We start from the raw sequence: 19,325 nt of genomic DNA on the forward strand, positions 1-19,325 counted from the left end.
TCACCCATCCACTACGAGGCACACCTCACCCTACCTCAACGGACACTAACTGAACGGTATTGATGTTAAGCGGCCGACGAAAGCCCAGGAAGGAAGGTGACGATACTGGGAGCGGCGATGAGCAATGCAACTACCGCAATGTCAGCGACAATGAATGGCCAAATGCCGCGGAACACTTTGCCAATTCCCGCTTCTGGGACTGCACCGGAGTAAACGAATGCATTCATTCCGACAGGCGGGGTGATCAGTGCCATTTCTGCCACTTTCACGATGAGGATGCCTAACCAGATTCCGTCGAAGCCATACCCGGTAAGAATTGGGTGGAGCAAAGGGGCGGCGATGAGGACCATCGAGATGCCGTCGAGAAACATGCCGAGTGGAAGCAGCAGCAGTAGGCACAGCACAAGCACGATGTAGGGCTGTAATTCAGTTCCGACGACTAGGTCGACGAGTGCCGAACTTGCGCCCGAAAGTGCCAAGAAGTATGTGAACACGCCGGCCCCCACCATCAGCAGGAAGGTCATAGCGGTCAACCCGATTGCCTCCGTGATCGTGTCCCGTAGTCGTGCGATCAGTTCCGGAGGACGTACTCGGATCAGCATGACAATCAATGCCGTCATGGCGCCGAAGGATGCTGCTTCCGTCGGTGTCGCGACGCCCAAGTAGATCGTTCCGATGGAGACTCCGAAAATCACTCCGAGGAAGAGTACTCCGGTGATGTCTAGTTTCTCGGGGGTGGTCGTGCGCACAGCTGTCGTTGTGCCGCCACCTATTTGCCCCGATGTGGTTCCTTCGTTCACTTCGACCACACGTGCGCTCGCGCGGCGCCGTTGCAGCAGAACGATGATCATGGCCGTCGCTCCATACGCCAGGATTGTCAGCAGTCCAGGTCCGATGCCGGCGAGCAGAAGCTGACCGATACTTTCCTCGGCGACGACGCCGTAGAGCACAAGAACGATCGACGGGGGAATGAGGACGCCGAGCGTTCCACCTGCGCAAACGACACCGGCCGCAAGACGCAACCCGTAGCCGGCTTTGACGATTGCGTCGGTCGAGACACGTGCCATCGTCGCGACCGTCGCGACGCTCGAACCGGTTACTGCGGCGAACAGGCCGGAACCAGCTAGCGAGGCCAGGGCGCTGCCGCCGGGTACACGTCGCAGGACACGCGAGGCGAAATCGAAGCCTGCCTTCGCTAGTCCGGCATTGACAGCCAGTACTCCCATGACGATGAACAAGGGAATGATCGTCAGCGAGTAGTTCGCCGCTGTCGAGTAAGGCTGGTTGGCGGCCGTCCCGACGGCGGCGTTGGTGCTTCGCATCAAGAACACGCCGATCAGACCGGCGAGCATGAGAGATAGACCCACATGGAGTCGAATTGCGAGCATGCCCAGGAACAAAGCCAGGACAAGCAGCAGGATGAGAGCGGATTCAGTAGTCACGGGGACCTTCCGAAGAAACGGTCTCGCCCTGGGTGGCGAGTACATCGAGGTCATGTGCGGGGACGTTCTCGCCCGAGCGCAATGTGAGAAACACCAGAATTTGCTTCCACACCGCAAGGACGAAGAACAGACCGAATGACAGCAGAACCGCGAGTTTGGCGGGCCACGTTGGGAGTCGCAGGATGTCGTTGGTTGTCTCACCTCGGTCGAGGGCGCTGTCGACCACACCGAACATCCCGAACACTAGGACGACTCCGAGGACCGCGAGCAGCAACACCCGTGCCGCGCTCAATGCCATACGTGCACGCCGTCCGAGGCGCTCCTCGACAAGGCTGACCGACACATGCCTGCCGTCGATTTCGGCCGCGGCCAACCCGAAGAATGCCACCACGATCAACAGCAAAGTGGAGATTTCGACAGCACCCAGAATGGACTGATTGCGCAAGTTTCTACTCACGACGTCGGCCACAGTCAGTGCGGCCAACCCGAACAAGACCAGGCCCGCCACGATCGTCAGGACCGAGGCAAGTACCCGCACAGGTTTAGGGAAAGTCACCGGATTGCTCACTGCGCCTCCTGCAGACAGCGCGGCAGCGCATCGACATAGTCGGACTTGGCATTTTCTTCGGCGATGAGGGCTCGGTAGTCGTCGAGCACCGACTGAGCGTCGTACCCGCGTGCCTCGTAGCGCGACACCCACTGGCGGTCCGCACCTGTCTCCTCGCGCAATCTGTCGAGTTCGTCCGACGGCAGCGCTGAAAACTCTGCTCCGGAGTCGAGTAGCTGCTCACAGGCCCGCGAGCCGAGCGCATCCAGCTCCTCGAGTCCATAGCCTATTGCCCGCTGTCCGGCCTCGAGCACCGCTTTCTGATATTTCTCGGGCATCTCCTGGAAGAGGTCTTCGTTCACGACAACGATCGACGATGCGTATGCACCGACACCCGGATCGACTATGTAGGGCGTCGAATCAGCAAGGCCGAACGTCGGCAGGTTCGACATTCCCAACGAGGTGTATCCGCTGATGATGCCGCGCTCCATCGATTCGTAGACATCGGTCGCCGTCATCGCGACCGGGTTGACTCCGGCAGCGACCATGACCTCGGAAAGCAGACCTCCGGACCTGATGCTCCGGCCACGCAGGTCGTCCAGACTCTGGGTAGGCACCGTGGATCCGAGTGTTGCGTTGCCGATGGGCAGCGGGAACAACAGCCTCACGCCTTGGCGATCGAAGTCCTCACGGAAGGTCTCGTTCTCGTGGTACATCCGGTTGATGGCTCGCAGATGTGATTCCGGATTCGTCGATTCGAACGGAAGCTCCGAGGCGGTGTACATCGCCAGATCGGAAGCGGCGTAAAGCGATCCGACCTGGGCGAGATCGACGCGACCGTCGAGAGTGGCTGCCACCGACTCTTCGGCGCCGACAAGGCTCTCGGAGTAATGGAACCGTACATTCACTGCACCGTCAGTGAGGCGTTCGACGTCCTCTGCCCAACGTTGAACTGTTTTGGACTGGTCGGAGGTTGCGTTGGAGTACGTGGAGTAGTGCAATACGTACTCAGATCCACTGGTGTTGCCGCACGCAGTGAGGCTGCCGGCTAAAATTGTTGCCGCGCCGAGTGCCGCGCCTACGCGTCTGAGGCTATGCATCGTCACTCGTTCCACGGTGTCACGCGGTAGCGACGCAAGCTCAAGGCTGGGTTGACCGCACGCACGTGAGCAAGTCGCTCGGCATCCAGGGTGGCGGTGGCGATCCCAGTTGCTTCGCCCACTCCGGCGAGCGTATTGCCCATCGGGTCGAGCACCATGCTGTTTCCGGCACCCGTTGGCGCACATTGGTCGGCGGCGATCACGTATACGGTGTTCTCGATCGCGCGTGCCTTCAACAGCGTGGTCCAATGGAATTCCTTCAGAGGCCCCGGAACCCATTCTGCAGGTAGTGCAACGACATTGGCTCCAGCATCGACGAGGGTGCGCGTCGTCTCGGGGAACCTGAGGTCGTAGCAGGTCTGCATACCCACAGTGAAGCCATCGACCTCGAGCAGTTCGGGATTCTGTGGGTCGCCGGCAAGCACCCTGTCCGACTCTCGATAGCCGAACGCGTCGTAGAGGTGCACCTTTCGATAGACCGACCGAAGCGACCCCGACTGAACCCCGATGAGGGTGTTGTAAATTCGGTCGTCGGTCGCGGTCTCGTTGATGCCGGCAACAATCGTCACGTCGAGTTCGGCTGACAGCCGAGCTATCTGCTGTACCGATGGGCCGTCCAGCGGTTCCGCGCTTTCGACGAATCGATCGTCCATCGCGTCGACGGTGAACACGGCATACTCCGGCAAGACGATTAGGCGGGCACCGCGCGAGTGCGCGGCGCGCACAAGGCGGTCGATCTCGTCAAGGTTCGCCGCTTTGTCTCCAGTAGGGGCGAATTGAGCGGCAGCGACAACAACCATCAGGAATTCTCCTGGTTCTCGATTGTGCGTATTGATTCCAGGGCTGCAGCAAAGCCATTCAGCATTGCGCCGTATTGCATGATGCCGATGATTGTTTCGGCGCCCTCCTGCACCGCCAATCGCTTCTCTGCTTCGCTCCAGGCAGGTAGGATCCATGGTTTGCCTGCTGACCGAGCCGCACGGGCAATTCTGCGCAGATCAGCGAAATCATCTTCTGATCCCGTGTAGGCGCCGCGGCCCCGGAGCAGTGACAGGTCCGATGGCCCGATGAAGACGCCATCTACGGTTGGCAAGGCGAGAATCTGTTCGATTTCTTCATGCGCCGAAGCGTCCTCGATCATGGGGAAACAGCGCGTGGAGGCGTCCTGGTCGGTCACCCACTCGTCGGTGAAGCCGCGATAGTTGGATGTACGGCCTCCCGCGAAGGAGCGCAGCCCCAGCGGCGGAAATTTGGCGAAGGAGGTGACTTCGGCGGCATGGGCAGCGGACTCCACGTGTGGGATTGCGACCGCATCGGCTCCGAGATCGAGCGCTTGTTGAATGGGGCCGCGCTCAGGGCCGAGCACTTTGACGATCGCTTCCATTTTACGGGCGCGAATCAGCGGAAGAATCCAGTCGAGAGCGGCGAGATCGAAGGTGCCGTGTTCGACGTCGAGCACCACGGTGTCGTAGCCAGCCAGGCCAGCGATCTCGACGGAGGCGCTGGAAGGCTCGGACAGCCAGACTGCGTGGCGGGGGGTGTTGGGCACGCTGGGAACTCCTTGCAATATGGATTTCAGGTGGAAGAATACGGTGCACACGCTGTGTGCACTAGTTGTATACAATTTGCTGGGATAGCAAAGATAGTGACCTGAAACACGCTTACCGCGACTTTAGAGATACGCTCTGGTCATGTCAATGCCCGCCGACGTTGCCGACGCGGACCACCCTCAGTCTCTCTCTGCCAGCGCCATCGCATATCGCGCTATCAGCGAGGCGATACTCAAGGGTGTCTATCCCGAGGGACAGTTCCTCGACGAAGCAAGTCTCGCGCGGAGCGTTGGCACTTCTCGTACTCCGGTTCGTGAGGCGCTACGGCGGTTGCATTCCGAGCGCTATGTCGACCTCGTCCCTCGGCGTGGAGCGCAGGTGCGCGTCACCACGGCAACGGAGATGCACGAGATTTACGAAACTCGGTTGGTCATCGAGTCTGCGGCCCTCGTAAAGATCTGCCGTCAGCGTCGCGGCGCGCCTTCGGAGGCCCCCTCGATTCTCGACGCGATGGCAGTAGCAGGGGCGCGGAGTGAGTGGTTCGAGTTTGCTCGGCTCGACCAGCGGTTCCACCAGTCGCTCGTAAGCCACGGCGGAAACGGGGTACTGACCGAGCTCTACTCCGCGATGCGACCGCGACACATCAGATTGTCTGTTCGGACCATTACCGAAGCGCCGCATCGGCGCGAGATCATCGAACTGGAGCACAGCCAAATTGTCGACGCGCTCGATGCTGACGACGACAAGGGCGCAGTACGGATCCTCAATCAGCACCTCATGTCGGTCCCGGAGCTGATGCATGCGTTCCCGCACTGACAGTGTGATCGGCGAGCTTGATCTACCCTCCGCGACTGAAAGTGCCTCTCGCCTCAATGCCAGCGATCACCTCGGCGATGCACCGACGAGGGGGGCGAGCTGCGATGCGATCGGGTTGAGGTCGAGCTTGTCCGGATCCACCTTGGGCTTGCGATCCCAGGGCTGCGGTGTTTCAGGATCTGCGAAGACGATCCGGTTGGCGCTGCGGACGCCCGTCACACTGCCCTGGGGTGTTGCGCAGTTCGCCCGAAGGTTCAGCGGGTAGTTCTCTTCGGTGAGGTCGAAGTTGGGATCATTCGCTTTCTCCTCGTCGAGAATTTCCTGCGAACCCTCGTAGCCGATGGTGCATGGTGGGGGATTGTTCGTTTCCAGCACAAGTCCCAAATGAGCTGTGCCATCGTTGGGCACGATAGTTCCAGCACCTGCGGCGAGGGCGGGCAAGAAGATCAGCAGCGGTCTGAGCGCGAGGGCTTTCAGGCCAGTTATTTCGGTGACCGAGTTGATATTCGTAAGGTCGGTCGTCAGGGAGGGTCCGCCGTCGGCGATCAGTGCACCCACCTGATCGCTTGCTGCCGTGCCGGTCTCGATGAGGCGCCTGATGTCGGGGTCGTTGCTACGCAATTGGGCGGCAACCGCGTCGAGATCGGTGCTGAACCGACCGATTGCCGAGGACTGTTCGGACTGGGTGTCGAGCACAGCCCTGCTGTCCCTGATGAGTGAGAGTGTCTCTGGCAGAGCGTCGTCGGCGCTCTCCGACAGAGACCCAAGCGTATCGGCCAACACCTGCAGGTCGTCACCCTTGCCGTTCAAAGCATCACCGAGTTCACGTACGACTGTCGTCAGATTTTTCAGGGGAACCGTTTTCACGAGCCGATCGACACTGGCGAGCACTTCCTCGACAGGCACAGGTGTTTCGGTGTTCTCCGAAGTGATCGTCGAACCGTCGTCGAGGTAAGGCCCGTCCTCACTGGTCGGCTGCAGATCGACGTATTGTTCACCGATCATCGACCGGTTGGCGACGACGGCCCTCGCCGAATCCGGAATGTCCGGACCTTCGCTGTCGAGGAGAAGTTCCACGTCGATCCCGTTGTGCGTCAGCGACATTGTCCCGACGGTGCCGACCGGAACCCCTCGGTAGGTAACTTCCGCATTGCGGAAAATGCCACCGGAATTCTCGAATTGGGCGTGGACCCGATACTGACCGAATCCGAGTAGGTTATCGATCCGAACGTACTTTCCGCCGACGAAGACGATGCCGGCGACGGTAACCACCACCAATGCTACGAGCTGAATCTTGACCAGTCGAGATCTCACAGCCCACCTCCGAGTTTCCTGACTACTGACGTCTTCCACCGAGTAGTGGGTCGTATCGGGCAGCAGCTATCCCGGGTATTGCGCCTGTTCCACTTCGCGCAGCAGAGCAGTGAGTTTCCGGTCGCGCGCCAGCTTCCACTCGAGCACGGGATTGAGGATCCCGCGGAGCCAGAAGTACGGCAGCCACACCGTTGGGGCGACTATCCGGGCACGGCGAGTTCGGGCGGCGTCGACCAACAGATCTGCGGCTCGATCAGCAGACAGTCTTCGGTTCAGTGGCCAGGGGAGAAGCTGACCGATTCGCTTGCCCATCGGGTCGTTGTCGAGTGTGTCGCGAGCCAGGCCGGTGTCCACCACGCCGAAGTACGCGAGCCCGGCGGAGGCTCCGAACGCAGCCAGTTCGATGCGCAATCCGCGTCCGAGCTGTTCGACGGCTGCCTTGCTCACCATGTACGGAACCCCACCCATGCCAGGTGTGAACGCCGCGCACGAGGACACCAACAGCATGTGCCCACCGCTGGCGACGATCTCGTTTGCCGCCGCTCGCACGATGTTCAGCACGCCGCCGAAGTTGACGGCCATCACGGAGTCGAAGACATCTCGTTCGACTGTCCGAATCGTTGCCGGCGGCGGAGTGATGCCCGCATTGGCCACCACGATGTCGAGTGCTCCGAAGGCCGCCACCGTTCGACGGACGCACTCCACCATCGCCTCGGAGTCGGTCACGTCGGCCGAGAGGAAGAGAACTCGTTCGGATGAACGCGCCTGTGAAGGTATGTCCCGATCGACAACTGCGACATATGCACCCGCTGCCAGCAATTTCTCCACTGTCGCAGCACCGATGCCCCGCGCTCCGCCTGTCACCAGCGCAACTTTGTCGGGAAGAGAGATGTGTCGGCTCATGAGCGGTCCTTCGACAGTGCGGGGTCGTCGCCAGTCTTCGGTTCTTTCGGAACGGAAACGCTACCGACGCGGTACTCGTAGTGGCCGAGTTCGATCGTGGACATGCGACGGATGAAGTTTCGTACCGAGCCCGGCCAGTAGGTGACGTTCCGCCCGGATGGGCTCAGGTAGTAGCTACTGCATCCGCCCGAGTTCCATACCGAACCTTCGAGCGTGGCATCGGTGTAGTCGGCGAACTCGCTCTGCGCTTGCCGGCTGACCTCCAGCGCCGCAATAGTTTTGGCGTCCATGACCCGCAGTGCCTCCAGGATGTAGTTCACCTGCGCTTCGATCGTGACTACCTGTGAGGTGTAGACGACCGAATTGGGGCCGAGCAGCATGAAAAAGTTCGGGAACCCGTGCACGGTCGTACCTCGGTACGAAGACATCTCTCCCGACGGCCACGCATCTGCCAACGACTGTCCCTCGCGGCCGCGGATGCGACGGAACCCCGAATGGCCGGCGACGGTGAATCCAGTTCCCAGGACAATCGTGTCCACCGGGTGAGTTCGCCCGTCGGTGGTCACGATGCCCGCTGGCACAACTTCTGCGATGCCGGTTGTTTCGACGGTGACATTGTCCCGGGACAGTGCGGGATAGAACTTGTTCGAGAACGTCGGTCGCTTACAGCCGAACGCATAATCGGGAGTGAGCTTCGCGCGTAAGACCGGATCCTTCACCTGGCGACGCAAATGTGCTCGTCCGAGCACGGTCAGGGGTGCGAGCAGTGATCGATGGTGAATGAGGCCGGGCACCAACGCTTCCTGGAACAAGTCGAACGTGCGCCGCATCATGCGTTGCAGCGGGGGGAACTTTCGGAGCGTCGATCGTCCGGATTCGGAGATCGACCGGTCGGGGTGCGGCAGTATCCACGTCGGAGTCCGCTGGAACACGGTCAGATGAGCGGCCTCGGGTGCGATCCGCGGTACGAACTGCACCGCGGACGCCCCGGTACCGATCACCGCAATTCGCCGACCGCGAGCGGAGTGTTCGTGATCCCACTCTGCTGAATGGAAGACGGATCCCGAAAAAGACTCCAGACCAGCAATATTCGGCTTGGCGGGTTCGCTGAAGGGTCCGAGTGCGCCGACGAGTATGCGCGCCGACCAGGCCCCTTCCGACGTCGTCACCAGCCACCTGGCCTCGTCGTCGTTCCACGTTGCGTCCAGCACCTCGTGACCGAAGCGGATGCGGTTTCGGATGTCGAACCGGTCGGTGCAGTCGTTCAGGTAGGCCTCGATCTCGGGCTGAAGAGGGTAAAGGCGGGTCCAGTCCGGGTTGGGCGCAAAAGAGAAGGAGTACAGCGCAGAGGGGATATCGCACTGGGCACCAGGATAAGTGTTGACGTGCCACGTTCCGCCGACCGCATCGTCGCGCTCGAAGACCAGAAAGTCACCACGACCTTCCTGCTGAAGACGAATCGCTGCACCGAGGCCGCCGAATCCGGCCCCGATGATCGCGACGTCGATGAGGGAGACTGCCAGGTGGTCGGGGTCGTCGTGCTCATTGGCAGATGTGTCCGAAACAGTTGTGGTCATGAGTTTTTCGACTCCTTCTTACAGATCGAGGACGACGACTTCGTTGTCGACGGCAGCTCGCGATACACACGGGGTGAGCGTGGTCTGCCGCTCGGTGGCGTCGAGTACACGGTCGCGATGATCTACGCGGCCCTCGACGAGGCCGACGACGCAGACCCCGCAGAACCCCTGACGACACGAGTACGGTTGATCGGGCCTCGTCCGGCGTAGCGCATCGAGTGCAGTCTCCTGTGCGCCAACGGCAATCGTTTCACCCGAGCGGTTCAAATGGAGCGTGAAGGGCTTACCGTCGATTACTGCTGGCGGTGCGAAGAGTTCGGTATGAAACTCCTGAATTCTGTGGTTTCGTATCGACTCGTCACGAAGCCTCTTCGAGAGCGCCGCCGGTCCGCACACATACATCGCGGAGTCGACTTCTGCGAGGTCCACGATCATGGCAGGGTCCGGCATACCGTCCACATCGTCGGCCGCGAAAATCAGACGCCCACCCGAAGCAAGAGCCAACCGACCGAGGTCCGCGACGAAAGGCAGGCTTGCGCGTGATCGACCGTGGTAATAGAGCGTCCAACGAGCGTTGTCCTCTACGGCGCGCTCGATCATCGAGCGAATAGGGGTGATGCCGATTCCCGCTGCGACGAAGAGATAGTTGTCCGCTCGTGCCATCGGAAAGGCATTGCGCGGCCCTCTGACTCGAATGATGTCGCCGCGATCGAGGCCGTGGATCTCGCTGGATACTCGGCCGCCGGGGACCTTCCGAACGCTGATCCGGTAGTGCTCGCCCTCGGAGGGATGGCCGGCGAGTGAGTACTGACGCAGTTCCCCCGACGGTGTGATGATGTCGATGTGCGCGCCTGGAAGCCACGAAGGAAGCGGAACGCCGTCGTTGCGCCGCAGTAAAAGCGAGCGGACGTCCTCTGTTTCGACGACGATATCGTCGATGGTTGTTGCGAACTCGTATCCGGTGCCCCTCCGAGGTCGCGCAGGAGAAAGAGCCGTGATGATCGACGAATCCGCTACCAGCTTGGCGTAGATCCGGGACACGGCCCCGATGGCCCGTAACCCGAGACCTGGCTCGACAACGGTGATGTCGCCCAGATGACTACGGGTTTCGACCGATGTCGGTTCTGGATTCGTACTTTCGGTCCTCACGGCTGCGTCGCCAATGCCGCGGGTGACTTCGCCAGGTACTGCACAGCCTTGTCGATGTCGCCCATCTTCGATGGGTGGAATCCAGGACGGATGTAGAGGGCGAGTTGCACGAACAGAAATGACAGGCCTGGAATCAGTTGTTTGCGTGAGGCTCTCGCGAACGCCAGTGGCCACGGCATCTGAATGCGACGGCGGAGGCGCCCTTTGCTCGAGCGCGGCGTGGCGACCGAGTTCTTGTACAGATATACCGCTGTACTGAACCACAACAGAGCCAACCCAGCGCTGGCCGCGACGGCAGTCCGGGCGCGTCGGAACCCGCCGCCGTCCACATACTGGAATGCGTCGAATGCCACGTTGCGGTGCTCGAGTTCTTCCGCACCGTGCCAGCGCAGCAGATCGAGCATCGTCGGGTCGACTCCGAGTCGGTCGAATTCGGTGTTGTCGAGCAACCATTCACCGACGACGGCGGTGAAATGCTCGGCAGCCGCGTAGATTCCCAGGCGCTCGTTCAGCCATGCCTTGCCTGCTCGGCCCGTCAGGCCATGGTCTCCGAAGACCACTCCCACTGCGAATCGGATACGTCGCAGGATGGGTTCGATGTCCACTCCGTGTGTGACGAGGTAGTCGCGGAAGCTTTCGTGCGAAGAGGCATGAGTGGCTTCCTGTCCAACGAAACCGACCACTTCCTCGTGCAGTCGAGGATCGTCGATGAAGGGTAGAGCGCTTGCGAACACATCGGCCATGGCGCGTTCGCCCTCGGGGAGTACCAGGTGCATCACGTTCCAGAAGTGCGTGGCGTACCACTCCCCGGGGATGTATTGGAGCGGGACGTTCGACCAATCGAATTTCACCGCGCGCGCGACGATCGCGTAGGACTCGTCGGTATGCGGCTTACCGGTGGTGACGACCGCCTTGTTTCGGGACATCCGAACTCCATTTCTGCGGGTGATGTTGGCTCCGATGTTACATTGCAACAGTTCGTGTTGCAATGGTGCATCGAGCAGGTGGCCGACAATCGGGTGGCCGCTAGGATCGAGCAATGCATCCCGACGGAGACGATGGGCCCATCCTCGATGCCGCGTTCGAGCTGTTCGGGCAGGTAGGTATCGCTCGGACGACGATCGGAGACGTCGCGAAGCGAGCCCGGATCAACCGGGTGACCGTCTATCGCCGGATCGGGTCCAAGGACGAGTTGGTGCAAGCGGTCATGGCACGTGAATCGTCACGTCTTTTTGCGTCGTTGGCGAAGTCGGCCGCAGAGCAATCTTCGCGAGCCGACCGCGTCGCGCATGGTTTCGCGACGACGATCGACTCGGTCAGGACCAATCCTGTGTTGCTGAAGATGTTCGATTCCGAGAGCCCCGTGGTGCTGGAACAGCTCACCATCAATGCGTCGGCCCTGCTCGAGCCTGCGATAAGGGCTGCAACGCACATCGCACGAGGTGAATCCAGTACGGACGCGTTCGCAGTGCCTGATGCACCGGAAATTGTTGCACGCGTGGTCCATTCGATCCTGTTGACGCCTTCGGCGGGCGCGCCGCTCGAGACGTACGATGACCTGCTCACCTTTGCCCACCGCAACATAGTCCCGCTGCTCGTGGCTGGGCGCACCGAATCGGAGTCATAGGAACCACGGCAGATCACGCGCGGTGGCGGAGCCAGAGCAGGCGGTCGATCGACTGCGCGACCCAGCGTTTGCGACGCAGGGTGACCAACTCGAAACCAGGAATGTCGAACATCTTGCTCACGCGGCTACGGGTTCGGCAGAACTCTGCGAATCCTTCGTCGCCGTGTACGCGGCCGAAGCCGCTGGCACCGACGCCGCCCATCGGGACCGAGCCCATTCCGGCAAACGCGATCACTGAGTTCACGGTCACCTGACCGCACACCAACCGGGCCGCAATCTCGTTTCCGCGGCGGCGTGAGAAGACCGACGCGCCGAGCGCGTATCGATGGTCGTTGGCGCGGCCGATCGCCTCGTCGAGATCGTCGACTTCGCAGATTGTGACGGTGGGACCGAATGTCTCCTCACGAACGGCCGAGCAGTCCTCAGGGGTGTCGACCAGTACGGTCGGCCCGATGAACCGCGGCCCGATCGAATCGAGCCCGCCGATCAACGCCCTGCCTCCCGCCGCAGCAGCATCCTCGAGATGTCTTCGTACGATGTCGATTTGGGCGGGCATCGTCATCGGCCCGTAGGTAGCCGACGCGTCACCACCCGGTCGAACTCGGCGCGCATCCTCGACGAGTGCGGCGGTGAACTCAGCGGAGACGCCGCGCTCGACGTACACGCGCTCGACCCCGACACATGTCTGGCCGCCGTTGGTGAATGCGCCCCAGGCGACCGCCTCAGCGGCAGCCGCGATGTCGGCATCCGCGGCGACGATCACGGGATCCTTACCGCCACACTCCATGACGACTGGCGTGAGCGTCTCGGCGCACGTCCTCATGATCTTCGAACCGGTGCTGGTCGAACCGGTGAACGCGATTTTGTCGACTCCGCCTCTGCACAGCGCGGCACCGGTGTCTCCGAACCCTGTGACCACCGAGAGCACCCCGGTAGGCAAGGTCGGATTTGCGTCGTTGAAGGCCTGAACGTATCTCGCACCGACAGCCGGGGTGTATTCGCTCGGTTTGAACACGACACAGTTGCCTGCTGCCAGGGCCGAGGAGATGGCACTGTTCGGTGCATACAGCGGGTAATTCCATGGCCCGATGACGCCGACGACTCCGAGCGCCACCTTGTCGACCCGGGCGGAGTAGTTGGCCAACAGCAGGCCGGGATTGACCCTGCGGGTGCGCAGCAGCCGCGGTGCATGGCCCTCGGCCCACGCGATGTGCTCGAGAGCGAGCACGATCTCGAGCAAAGCGTCTTCAGCGGGCTTCCCATTTTCCCGATGGATCAGATCGACGAATTCGTCTCTTCGGCTCCATATTTCGTGACGCCAGGCCTTCAGGTGCCGAATCCGTGCTTTCGGAGAGAGCGAAGACCATTCATGCTCGACGCGGCGTGCGTCTGCTATTGCCGCAGCTACGGCCTCGGCCGACGCCACATCGAAGGTGCCGATGTGGCGGTCATCGATCGGTGAGACCGAATCGAAACTCGTCGACTTCGGTGTCTGGCCGGCCGATGCCTGGACAGTCGAAGTCTGCCGAGTCACCGGGAGACCTCGAGCCCGATCTTCGATTCGTGTGCAGTTCGGAGTTCACGCTTCATGATCTTGCCTGCGCCGCTCATCGGTAGCGCGGTGACGAACTCGATGGTGCGCGGTGTCTTGTAGCCTGCGACGTAGGTTCGGGTGTGCGCGCGGAGATCCTCCACAGACGGTGAAACGCCCTCTGCAAGAACCACACACGCATGGACTCGCTCGCCCCACTCCGGGTCCGGTACGCCGATCACCGCGCAAGCCAATACTGCGGGGTGAAGGCTGAGCGCACTTTCCACTTCGGCGCTGTAGACGTTCTCGCCGCCCGTGATGATCATGTCCTTGAGTCGATCCACTACGAACAGGAAACCTTCGTCGTCGAGGTATCCGACGTCGCCGGTGTGCATCCACCCATCCCGAATGGCGGCTGCCGTCTCCGCGGGCTTGTTCCAATAGCCCAGCATGACATGTCCACCGCGGACGCAGATTTCGCCGACTGCCCCGGTGGCTACAGGGCGATCGTCGGGATCGAGAATTTGAGTTTCGGAGTGTGGTGCTGCCCGGCCCGCCGAGCCGATACGTTCTCCCACATGATGTTCGGGCCATAGAAGTGATGCAACCGGAGCGAGCTCGGTCATGCCGTATGCCTGGGTGAGCCGGGCGGCGGGAAGTCGCGCCTGGGTGCGCTCCAGCACCCCGGCCGAGATGGGAGAGCCGCCGTAGAGAACCCGGCTGAGCGAGGAGGTGTCGAAGGTGCTCAGTGAAGGGTGGTCCACGAGTAACTGGATCATCGTAGGCACCAACAAAACGTCTGTGATGGAGTGCTTTTGGATAGCCTCCAGCACCGCGGTGGGTTCGAAGAACGGAACCATGACGTGGGTTCCGCCGAGCATGACCTGACCGACCCATGCCGCAAGATCGGCGAGGTGGAACATCGGCGCAGCGTGCAGCAGGATCGACGCGTCGTCGAGCAATTGACCGGTGGCGACGGTTCCGAGTCCCGAGGTGACGAGGTTGGCGTGCGAGAGCATGACGCCCTTGGGGAAGCCGGTGGTGCCGCCGGTGTAGAACAATCCGGCGAGTTCGTCTCCGCTGCGTCGCGCATCGGAAACGGGGTCGTTGGACTCGACGAGGTTTTCGTACGAGACCATGCCTTCGGGGGTGGGGCCGTCGCCGCAATGGACGATGGTCTCGAGGTTCGCGCACGCTGCGCGCAGGGCAGGTGCCATGGCGGCGAAGGTGTCATCTACCAGGAGGACTTTGGTGTCCGAATCGTTGAGCGCGTAAGCGACCTCGACCGGGGACCATCGGATGTTGACAGGATTGAGCACGGCGTCGGCCCAGGGCACGGCCAGCAGGTACTCGGAGTAGCGGTCGCTGTTGAAAGCCAACATGGCCACCCGGTCGCCGCTCTCGACGCCGATCGAGTGCAGACCGGCGGCGAATCGAGCAACCCGGTCGATCTGCTCGGCAAAGGTGCGTACTCGGTCGCCGACGACGGTGGCCGCTCGCTGCGGGGTCGTTGCTGCGGATCGGTGGAGGCCTTGAGTGAGATACATGGCGGAGTCCTTGTGACGAGAGGGGGCAGGTGCCCGGAGTGAATACGGTCACAGTCCCACCTTGTTGGCACAGTGTCAATAGGAACGGTATGGAGATGTCTCGCGGATGCTGGAACAAACCGAAAGGTACTGTGCTGCTATTGCTCTCGATTGTCGTCGACGGCGAGGGACTGCGCCGTGGCGAGAACGGTGATGAGGACGTCCGTCAACAATTTTTCGACCTGATCCCTGGTCAAAGTGCCGCGGACCAGCCATTCACGCCCGGCGGCCTTGACCATTCCACCGAACGCACGGACCGCCGACGTGGTGAGAATGCGGTCGCCGCGTCCACCCTCGAATGCTGTTGCGTCGAGGACTCGTTCGGCGGCGAGATCGTCCGCCTCGTCGAGGATCTGGGCGACCTGCTCGTCGACGCCCGAACCGCTCGCCATGGACACCCAGGCCGTGCCGTGGGTCTCGATGACCCCCACCAGCCAGTGCACGCTGCCCCTGGCGCGTTCCTCGAGCGACCCGGCAGGAAGGTTCACTGCCTCGATCGGCGGGACCGTGACCAGGAATCGCACGCTCTCCAGGTACAGGTCGCGCTTGCCACCGATGTAGTGGTGGATGAGTCCGCGGGCAACCCCCGCGGACTCGGCGACGTCGGCCATCGACACTTCGGCGTACGGCTTGTCGCCGAACAAACGAACCGCGCAGGCCAGTATTTGTGTCCGTCTTTCGTCGGGTTCCAGTCGACTCCATTTGGGTGTGTTCACAGCCGCCATAGCTCTCATGATTGCATCGCACCGAGGGTGCGAGACGTCAGAGGTACCGCTCGGTGCGCGAGCGCAGTGAGGACGGCACGATGAAGCGATCACCGTAGCGTGCCCGCAGTTCGTCGGCGCGCTCGACGAATCCGGACAGGCCGCCGTCGAACTGGTTGACGAACTGGAGCACACCCCCGGTCCACGCGGGGTAGCCGATTCCCATGATGGACCCGATGTTGGCGTCCGCAACCGTACGCAGCACACCCTCGTCGAGACATGCGATCGAGTCCAGCGATTGTGCGATCAGCATTCGATCCATCATGTCCTCGAACGGAATTCCATGATCGGCGCGGAGGTAGTGCTCGACGAGACCGGGCCACAACCCTGCCTTGGAACCGTCCTCTGCATAGTCGTAGAAACCGCGTCCCGACTTGCGTCCGGGACGCTCGAACTCGTCGACCATACGATCGACCAACGCATAGGATTTCGAGTCGATCCATTCACGGCCGTCGGCGCGGGCGGCCTCGGCCATCCCCTCGCGGATATGGCGTGAGAGCGTCAAGGATATCTCGTCCATCAGGGCCAGCGCCCCGGATGGGTAGCCGGCTTGCAGGGCGGCCTGCTCGACGGTCGACGGGTCCACGCCCTCGGCAACCATCGAGATCGCCTCGTCCATGAAGCGGCCGATCACCCGAGTCGTGAAGAACCCGTGACTGTCTCCGACGACGATGGGGGTTTTGCCGATCAGTCGGACGAAGTCGAATGCACGCGCCAACGCCGAGTCGCTGGTGTGTTCTCCCACCACGATCTCCACCAATGGCATCTTGTCCACCGGTGAGAAGAAGTGGGTCCCGACGAAGTCACTTTTACGGGAGACTCCCTCGGACAGTGCGGTAATGGGAAGCGTCGAGGTATTCGAGCACAGAAGGGCGTCGGCGGTGAGGTACTTGTCCACTGCCTCGAACGCGCCTTGCTTGACGGCTGGATCCTCGAACACCGCTTCCACGACCAGATCGCAGCCCTCGGTGTCTGCCGCGTCGGCACTCGCCGTGATGAGCGAGAGGATAGCGTCTGCGGCCTCCTGCGTAGTTCGGCCTTTGGCAACAGACTTGCCGAGAATCGAACGAGCGTAATCTTTTCCGCGTTCCGCTGATTCGATCGAGACATCGCGCAGCACGACGGGCACCTTTGCCGAGGCGACGACGTAGGCGATGGCGGCGCCCATCATGCCGGCGCCGATCACCAGGACTTTTTCCGGAACCCGTTGTGGCTCGGCCGGGGGACGCGAGACACCCTTGTTGATCGAACCGAGATCGAAGAACATCGATTGGATCAAATTCCCCGACACCGGTCCGCATGCGAGGGACGTGCAGTGCCCGGTCTCGACGAGTGAGGCAGAGTCGAAGTCCAGGACCGATCCTTCTACCGCGGCGGCGATCACCGCAAGGGGTGCAGGCATCGGTGCGCCTTTGACCGGTGAGCGAACGCTGGCGGCTGCGGTGAGAGCGGGCAGTCGATCCGCCAACCCGGGCGACGCTGCGGTACCGCCTGGGATCTCGAACCCGTCCCTGTCCCAGGGCTGCGCAGCATCGGGATGAGCGGCGATCCAGTCGCGGGCCGCTGCCATCATCGCCTCCTCGGTGTCGACTACCTCGTCGACCAATCCGAACTCGAGGGCCTGCGCCGGCCGATACCGCTGACCTTGCCCGACCACCCGCGTCAAAGCTTCGACGACGCCGAACATTCGGACTGTCCTGGTGACTCCGCCTGCGCCGGGCAGGAGCCCGAGGGTAACTTCGGGAAGTCCGAAGCGAGAGCTTTTCTTGTCCAGAGCGATTCGGTAGTGGCATGCCAGCGCGATTTCGTATCCGCCGCCGAGCGCAGTGCCGCCGAGTGCAGCCACAACCGGCTTGCCGAGCCGCTCGAGACGACGGAACTTGTCCTTGGTGAAATCGAGAGCGCCCGAGATCGCTGCACGATCATTCGGGCCGGCGTCGCGCAGCAACTCGAGATCGCCTCCGGAGAAGAACGAGTCCTTTCCCGAGGTCACGATGACGCCGTCGAAGTCGTCGCGGTGTGCTTCGAGCCAGTCGATCGTCGACGCAAGTGACTGACCGAATGCGTCGTTCATGGTGTTGGTGGCCTGTGTCGGATCGTCGATCGTCAGTACGAGCACTCGGTCGTCACCGACCTCGCCGTTGATCGTGGATGTTTGCACAGCAGTCGATCTGCTCATGGGCGTCCTTCGGGCATCGTGATGGTGGTTGTCGGCGACCAAGGGGACTCCGTCGCACAGGTCGAACTAGAGCGAGCGGGAAATGAGGTCTTTCATAACTTCGTTGGCACCGGCGTAGATGCGGGCTATGCGGCCGTCGACGAACATTCGGGCGATGGGGTATTCCTCCATGTAGCCGTATCCTCCGAAGAGCTGCAGGCACCTGTCGACCACCTCGAACTGACGGTCCGTGGTCCAGTACTTGACCATTGCGGCAGTGGTGACGTCGAGCTCGGATACGAGGTGCTTTGCGACGGCGTCGTCGACGAACGTACGCACCACTCGTCCGATAGTTGCGCATTCCGCGAGTTCGAACTTCGTGTTTTGCAGATCGAACAAAGTTTTTCCGAAAGCGTTGCGGGACTTGGTATATTCGACTGTCTGTTGCACTGCAGTCTCGATCATCGCGGCTGCAGCTATCCCACAGATCAGACGCTCCTGGGGGAGCTGCTGCATCAACTGAGCGAAGCCGCGGCCCTCCGATTCACCCAGTATGTTCGCGGCCGGAACGCGCATGCCGTCGAACGACAGCTCGGCGGTGTCCTGCCCCTTCTGGCCGATCTTGTGCAGTACTCGTCCACGAAAGAATCCCGGGGTGTCGTCGGATACCTCGGCGACGAGCAATGATAATCCGCGCGCGCCGGCGGACGGATCCGTCTTCACCGCCAAGATGAGCAGATCGCAGTGGGCTCCGTTGGAAATGAAGGTCTTTGCGCCGGTCACCACGTAGTCGTCGCCGTCGCGAACTGCTCGGGTGGCGATTCCTTGGAGATCGGAGCCGGTTCCCGGCTCGGTCATCGCGATCGCGCCGATCCAGTCACCGGAGCACAGCTTAGGCAACCACCGTTGCCGATTCTCCTCGGATGCGTACGCAAGGATGTAGTGCGGGACGATGCCGCTGTGCACGCCCAACTGCATGGCCGAGTCGCCGGCGCGAACCTGTTCCTCGAACAGCACCGCCTCGTGACGGAAATCGCCACCGCCACCGCCGTATATCTCCGGGATCGACATGCCGAGCAAGCCGAGTTGCCCGGCGGCACTGTATACCTCGCGGCTCGGGCGGCCTGCGGCAGCAAATTCTTCTCGGTGCGGTACGACCTCTTTCTCGAAGAATCCTCGAGCAAGCTGTCGCACGTCAGCGAGTTCGGTGGCGAGTTCGCTGCTGGTGCGGTCGGCGAGTGCAGTCATGGGCATTCCTTGG

The 19,325-nt window shown here is 61.8% G+C and carries 17 protein-coding genes; 2 read left to right on the forward strand and 15 right to left on the reverse strand.

The genetic code is table 11. The annotated features are described in order from the left end of the window. Positions 1 to 65 precede the first annotated feature (65 nt). The 5 genes from BJI47_RS02040 to BJI47_RS02060 are packed head-to-tail and all read right to left on the reverse strand — an operon-like array spanning position 66 to position 4,689. Positions 66 to 1,442: a TRAP transporter large permease gene (locus tag BJI47_RS02040; protein WP_088942157.1), complete on the reverse strand. Its 1,377-nt coding sequence runs from the start codon at positions 1,440 to 1,442 to the stop codon at positions 66 to 68. Then, entirely contained in the window at positions 1,432 to 2,010 is a 579-nt protein-coding gene (locus tag BJI47_RS02045; protein WP_088942158.1) for a TRAP transporter small permease, read from the reverse strand. The genes BJI47_RS02040 and BJI47_RS02045 overlap by 11 nt, the downstream gene beginning before the upstream one ends. Next, positions 2,007 to 3,089, reverse strand: coding sequence for a C4-dicarboxylate TRAP transporter substrate-binding protein (locus BJI47_RS02050; RefSeq protein ID WP_088942159.1), 1,083 nt, complete (start codon positions 3,087 to 3,089; stop codon positions 2,007 to 2,009). The genes BJI47_RS02045 and BJI47_RS02050 overlap by 4 nt, the downstream gene beginning before the upstream one ends. Before the next feature lie 2 nt (positions 3,090 to 3,091). Continuing rightward, entirely contained in the window at positions 3,092 to 3,889 is a 798-nt protein-coding gene (locus BJI47_RS02055) for a carbon-nitrogen hydrolase family protein (protein ID WP_088942160.1), read from the reverse strand. Further along, positions 3,889 to 4,689 (reverse strand): aldolase/citrate lyase family protein, encoded by an 801-nt coding sequence (locus BJI47_RS02060; protein WP_254900334.1) that lies wholly within the window; start codon positions 4,687 to 4,689, stop codon positions 3,889 to 3,891. Before BJI47_RS02060 ends, BJI47_RS02055 begins: the two co-directional genes overlap by 1 nt. Before the next feature lie 91 nt (positions 4,690 to 4,780). Here BJI47_RS02060 and BJI47_RS02065 point away from each other — a divergent pair, with 91 nt between their 5' ends. Beyond that, the gene (locus BJI47_RS02065; protein ID WP_217808497.1) at positions 4,781 to 5,455 is read left to right on the forward strand and encodes a GntR family transcriptional regulator; all 675 of its coding nucleotides are present in this window, start codon (positions 4,781 to 4,783) and stop codon (positions 5,453 to 5,455) included. 66 nt (positions 5,456 to 5,521) lie between these two features. On the opposite strand, the gene BJI47_RS02070 is transcribed toward BJI47_RS02065, so the two are convergent. From BJI47_RS02070 to BJI47_RS02090, 5 genes are all read right to left on the reverse strand, one after another. Further along, positions 5,522 to 6,769, reverse strand: coding sequence for an MCE family protein (locus tag BJI47_RS02070; protein ID WP_088942162.1), 1,248 nt, complete (start codon positions 6,767 to 6,769; stop codon positions 5,522 to 5,524). 66 nt (positions 6,770 to 6,835) lie between these two features. Next, positions 6,836 to 7,672 (reverse strand): SDR family NAD(P)-dependent oxidoreductase, encoded by an 837-nt coding sequence (locus tag BJI47_RS02075; RefSeq protein ID WP_088942163.1) that lies wholly within the window; start codon positions 7,670 to 7,672, stop codon positions 6,836 to 6,838. Then, positions 7,669 to 9,249: an NAD(P)/FAD-dependent oxidoreductase gene (locus BJI47_RS02080; protein ID WP_088942164.1), complete on the reverse strand. Its 1,581-nt coding sequence runs from the start codon at positions 9,247 to 9,249 to the stop codon at positions 7,669 to 7,671. The genes BJI47_RS02075 and BJI47_RS02080 overlap by 4 nt, the downstream gene beginning before the upstream one ends. 18 nt (positions 9,250 to 9,267) lie before the next feature. Then, positions 9,268 to 10,398, reverse strand: coding sequence for a PDR/VanB family oxidoreductase (locus BJI47_RS02085; protein WP_176224631.1), 1,131 nt, complete (start codon positions 10,396 to 10,398; stop codon positions 9,268 to 9,270). After that, positions 10,395 to 11,324, reverse strand: a complete 930-nt coding sequence (locus BJI47_RS02090) for a metal-dependent hydrolase (protein WP_088942190.1) — start codon at positions 11,322 to 11,324, stop codon at positions 10,395 to 10,397. The genes BJI47_RS02085 and BJI47_RS02090 overlap by 4 nt, the downstream gene beginning before the upstream one ends. A 113-nt stretch (positions 11,325 to 11,437) precedes the next feature. On the opposite strand from BJI47_RS02090, the gene BJI47_RS02095 reads away from it, so the two are divergent. After that, on the forward strand, positions 11,438 to 12,025 hold the full coding sequence (locus tag BJI47_RS02095; RefSeq protein WP_088942166.1) for a TetR/AcrR family transcriptional regulator: 588 nt from the start codon (positions 11,438 to 11,440) through the stop codon (positions 12,023 to 12,025). A 13-nt stretch (positions 12,026 to 12,038) separates the two neighbouring features. Here the strand turns inward: BJI47_RS02095 and BJI47_RS02100 are convergent, their stop codons facing one another. The 5 genes from BJI47_RS02100 to BJI47_RS02120 form a co-directional block, all read right to left on the reverse strand. After that, positions 12,039 to 13,559, reverse strand: coding sequence for an aldehyde dehydrogenase family protein (locus BJI47_RS02100; RefSeq protein ID WP_088942167.1), 1,521 nt, complete (start codon positions 13,557 to 13,559; stop codon positions 12,039 to 12,041). Beyond that, positions 13,556 to 15,103: a long-chain fatty acid--CoA ligase gene (locus BJI47_RS02105; protein WP_088942168.1), complete on the reverse strand. Its 1,548-nt coding sequence runs from the start codon at positions 15,101 to 15,103 to the stop codon at positions 13,556 to 13,558. The genes BJI47_RS02100 and BJI47_RS02105 overlap by 4 nt, the downstream gene beginning before the upstream one ends. A 137-nt stretch (positions 15,104 to 15,240) precedes the next feature. Then, positions 15,241 to 15,867, reverse strand: coding sequence for a TetR/AcrR family transcriptional regulator (locus BJI47_RS02110; protein ID WP_088942169.1), 627 nt, complete (start codon positions 15,865 to 15,867; stop codon positions 15,241 to 15,243). Between the two features lie 37 nt (positions 15,868 to 15,904). Then, complete coding sequence (locus BJI47_RS02115) at positions 15,905 to 18,085, reverse strand: 3-hydroxyacyl-CoA dehydrogenase NAD-binding domain-containing protein (protein ID WP_088942191.1); 2,181 nt, start codon at positions 18,083 to 18,085, stop codon at positions 15,905 to 15,907. A gap of 66 nt (positions 18,086 to 18,151) precedes the next feature. Then, on the reverse strand, positions 18,152 to 19,312 hold the full coding sequence (locus tag BJI47_RS02120) for an acyl-CoA dehydrogenase family protein (protein WP_088942170.1): 1,161 nt from the start codon (positions 19,310 to 19,312) through the stop codon (positions 18,152 to 18,154). Positions 19,313 to 19,325 lie beyond the last annotated feature (13 nt).

Source organism: Rhodococcus sp. 1168, assembly GCF_002091955.1.
Taxonomy (GTDB): Bacteria; Actinomycetota; Actinomycetes; order Mycobacteriales; family Mycobacteriaceae; genus Rhodococcoides.

Coding starts and splice junctions, on each gene's coding strand:
- BJI47_RS02065 (WP_217808497.1), top strand. CDS start 4,781: ATGTCAATGCCCGCCGACGTTGCCGACGCGGACCACCCTCAGTCTCTC.
- BJI47_RS02110 (WP_088942169.1), bottom strand. CDS start 15,867: ATGGCGGCTGTGAACACACCCAAATGGAGTCGACTGGAACCCGACGAA.
- BJI47_RS02120 (WP_088942170.1), bottom strand. CDS start 19,312: ATGACTGCACTCGCCGACCGCACCAGCAGCGAACTCGCCACCGAACTC.
- BJI47_RS02050 (WP_088942159.1), bottom strand. CDS start 3,089: ATGCATAGCCTCAGACGCGTAGGCGCGGCACTCGGCGCGGCAACAATT.
- BJI47_RS02080 (WP_088942164.1), bottom strand. CDS start 9,249: ATGACCACAACTGTTTCGGACACATCTGCCAATGAGCACGACGACCCC.
- BJI47_RS02115 (WP_088942191.1), bottom strand. CDS start 18,085: ATGAGCAGATCGACTGCTGTGCAAACATCCACGATCAACGGCGAGGTC.
- BJI47_RS02105 (WP_088942168.1), bottom strand. CDS start 15,103: ATGTATCTCACTCAAGGCCTCCACCGATCCGCAGCAACGACCCCGCAG.
- BJI47_RS02095 (WP_088942166.1), top strand. CDS start 11,438: ATGCATCCCGACGGAGACGATGGGCCCATCCTCGATGCCGCGTTCGAG.
- BJI47_RS02075 (WP_088942163.1), bottom strand. CDS start 7,672: ATGAGCCGACACATCTCTCTTCCCGACAAAGTTGCGCTGGTGACAGGC.
- BJI47_RS02090 (WP_088942190.1), bottom strand. CDS start 11,324: ATGTCCCGAAACAAGGCGGTCGTCACCACCGGTAAGCCGCATACCGAC.
- BJI47_RS02055 (WP_088942160.1), bottom strand. CDS start 3,889: ATGGTTGTTGTCGCTGCCGCTCAATTCGCCCCTACTGGAGACAAAGCG.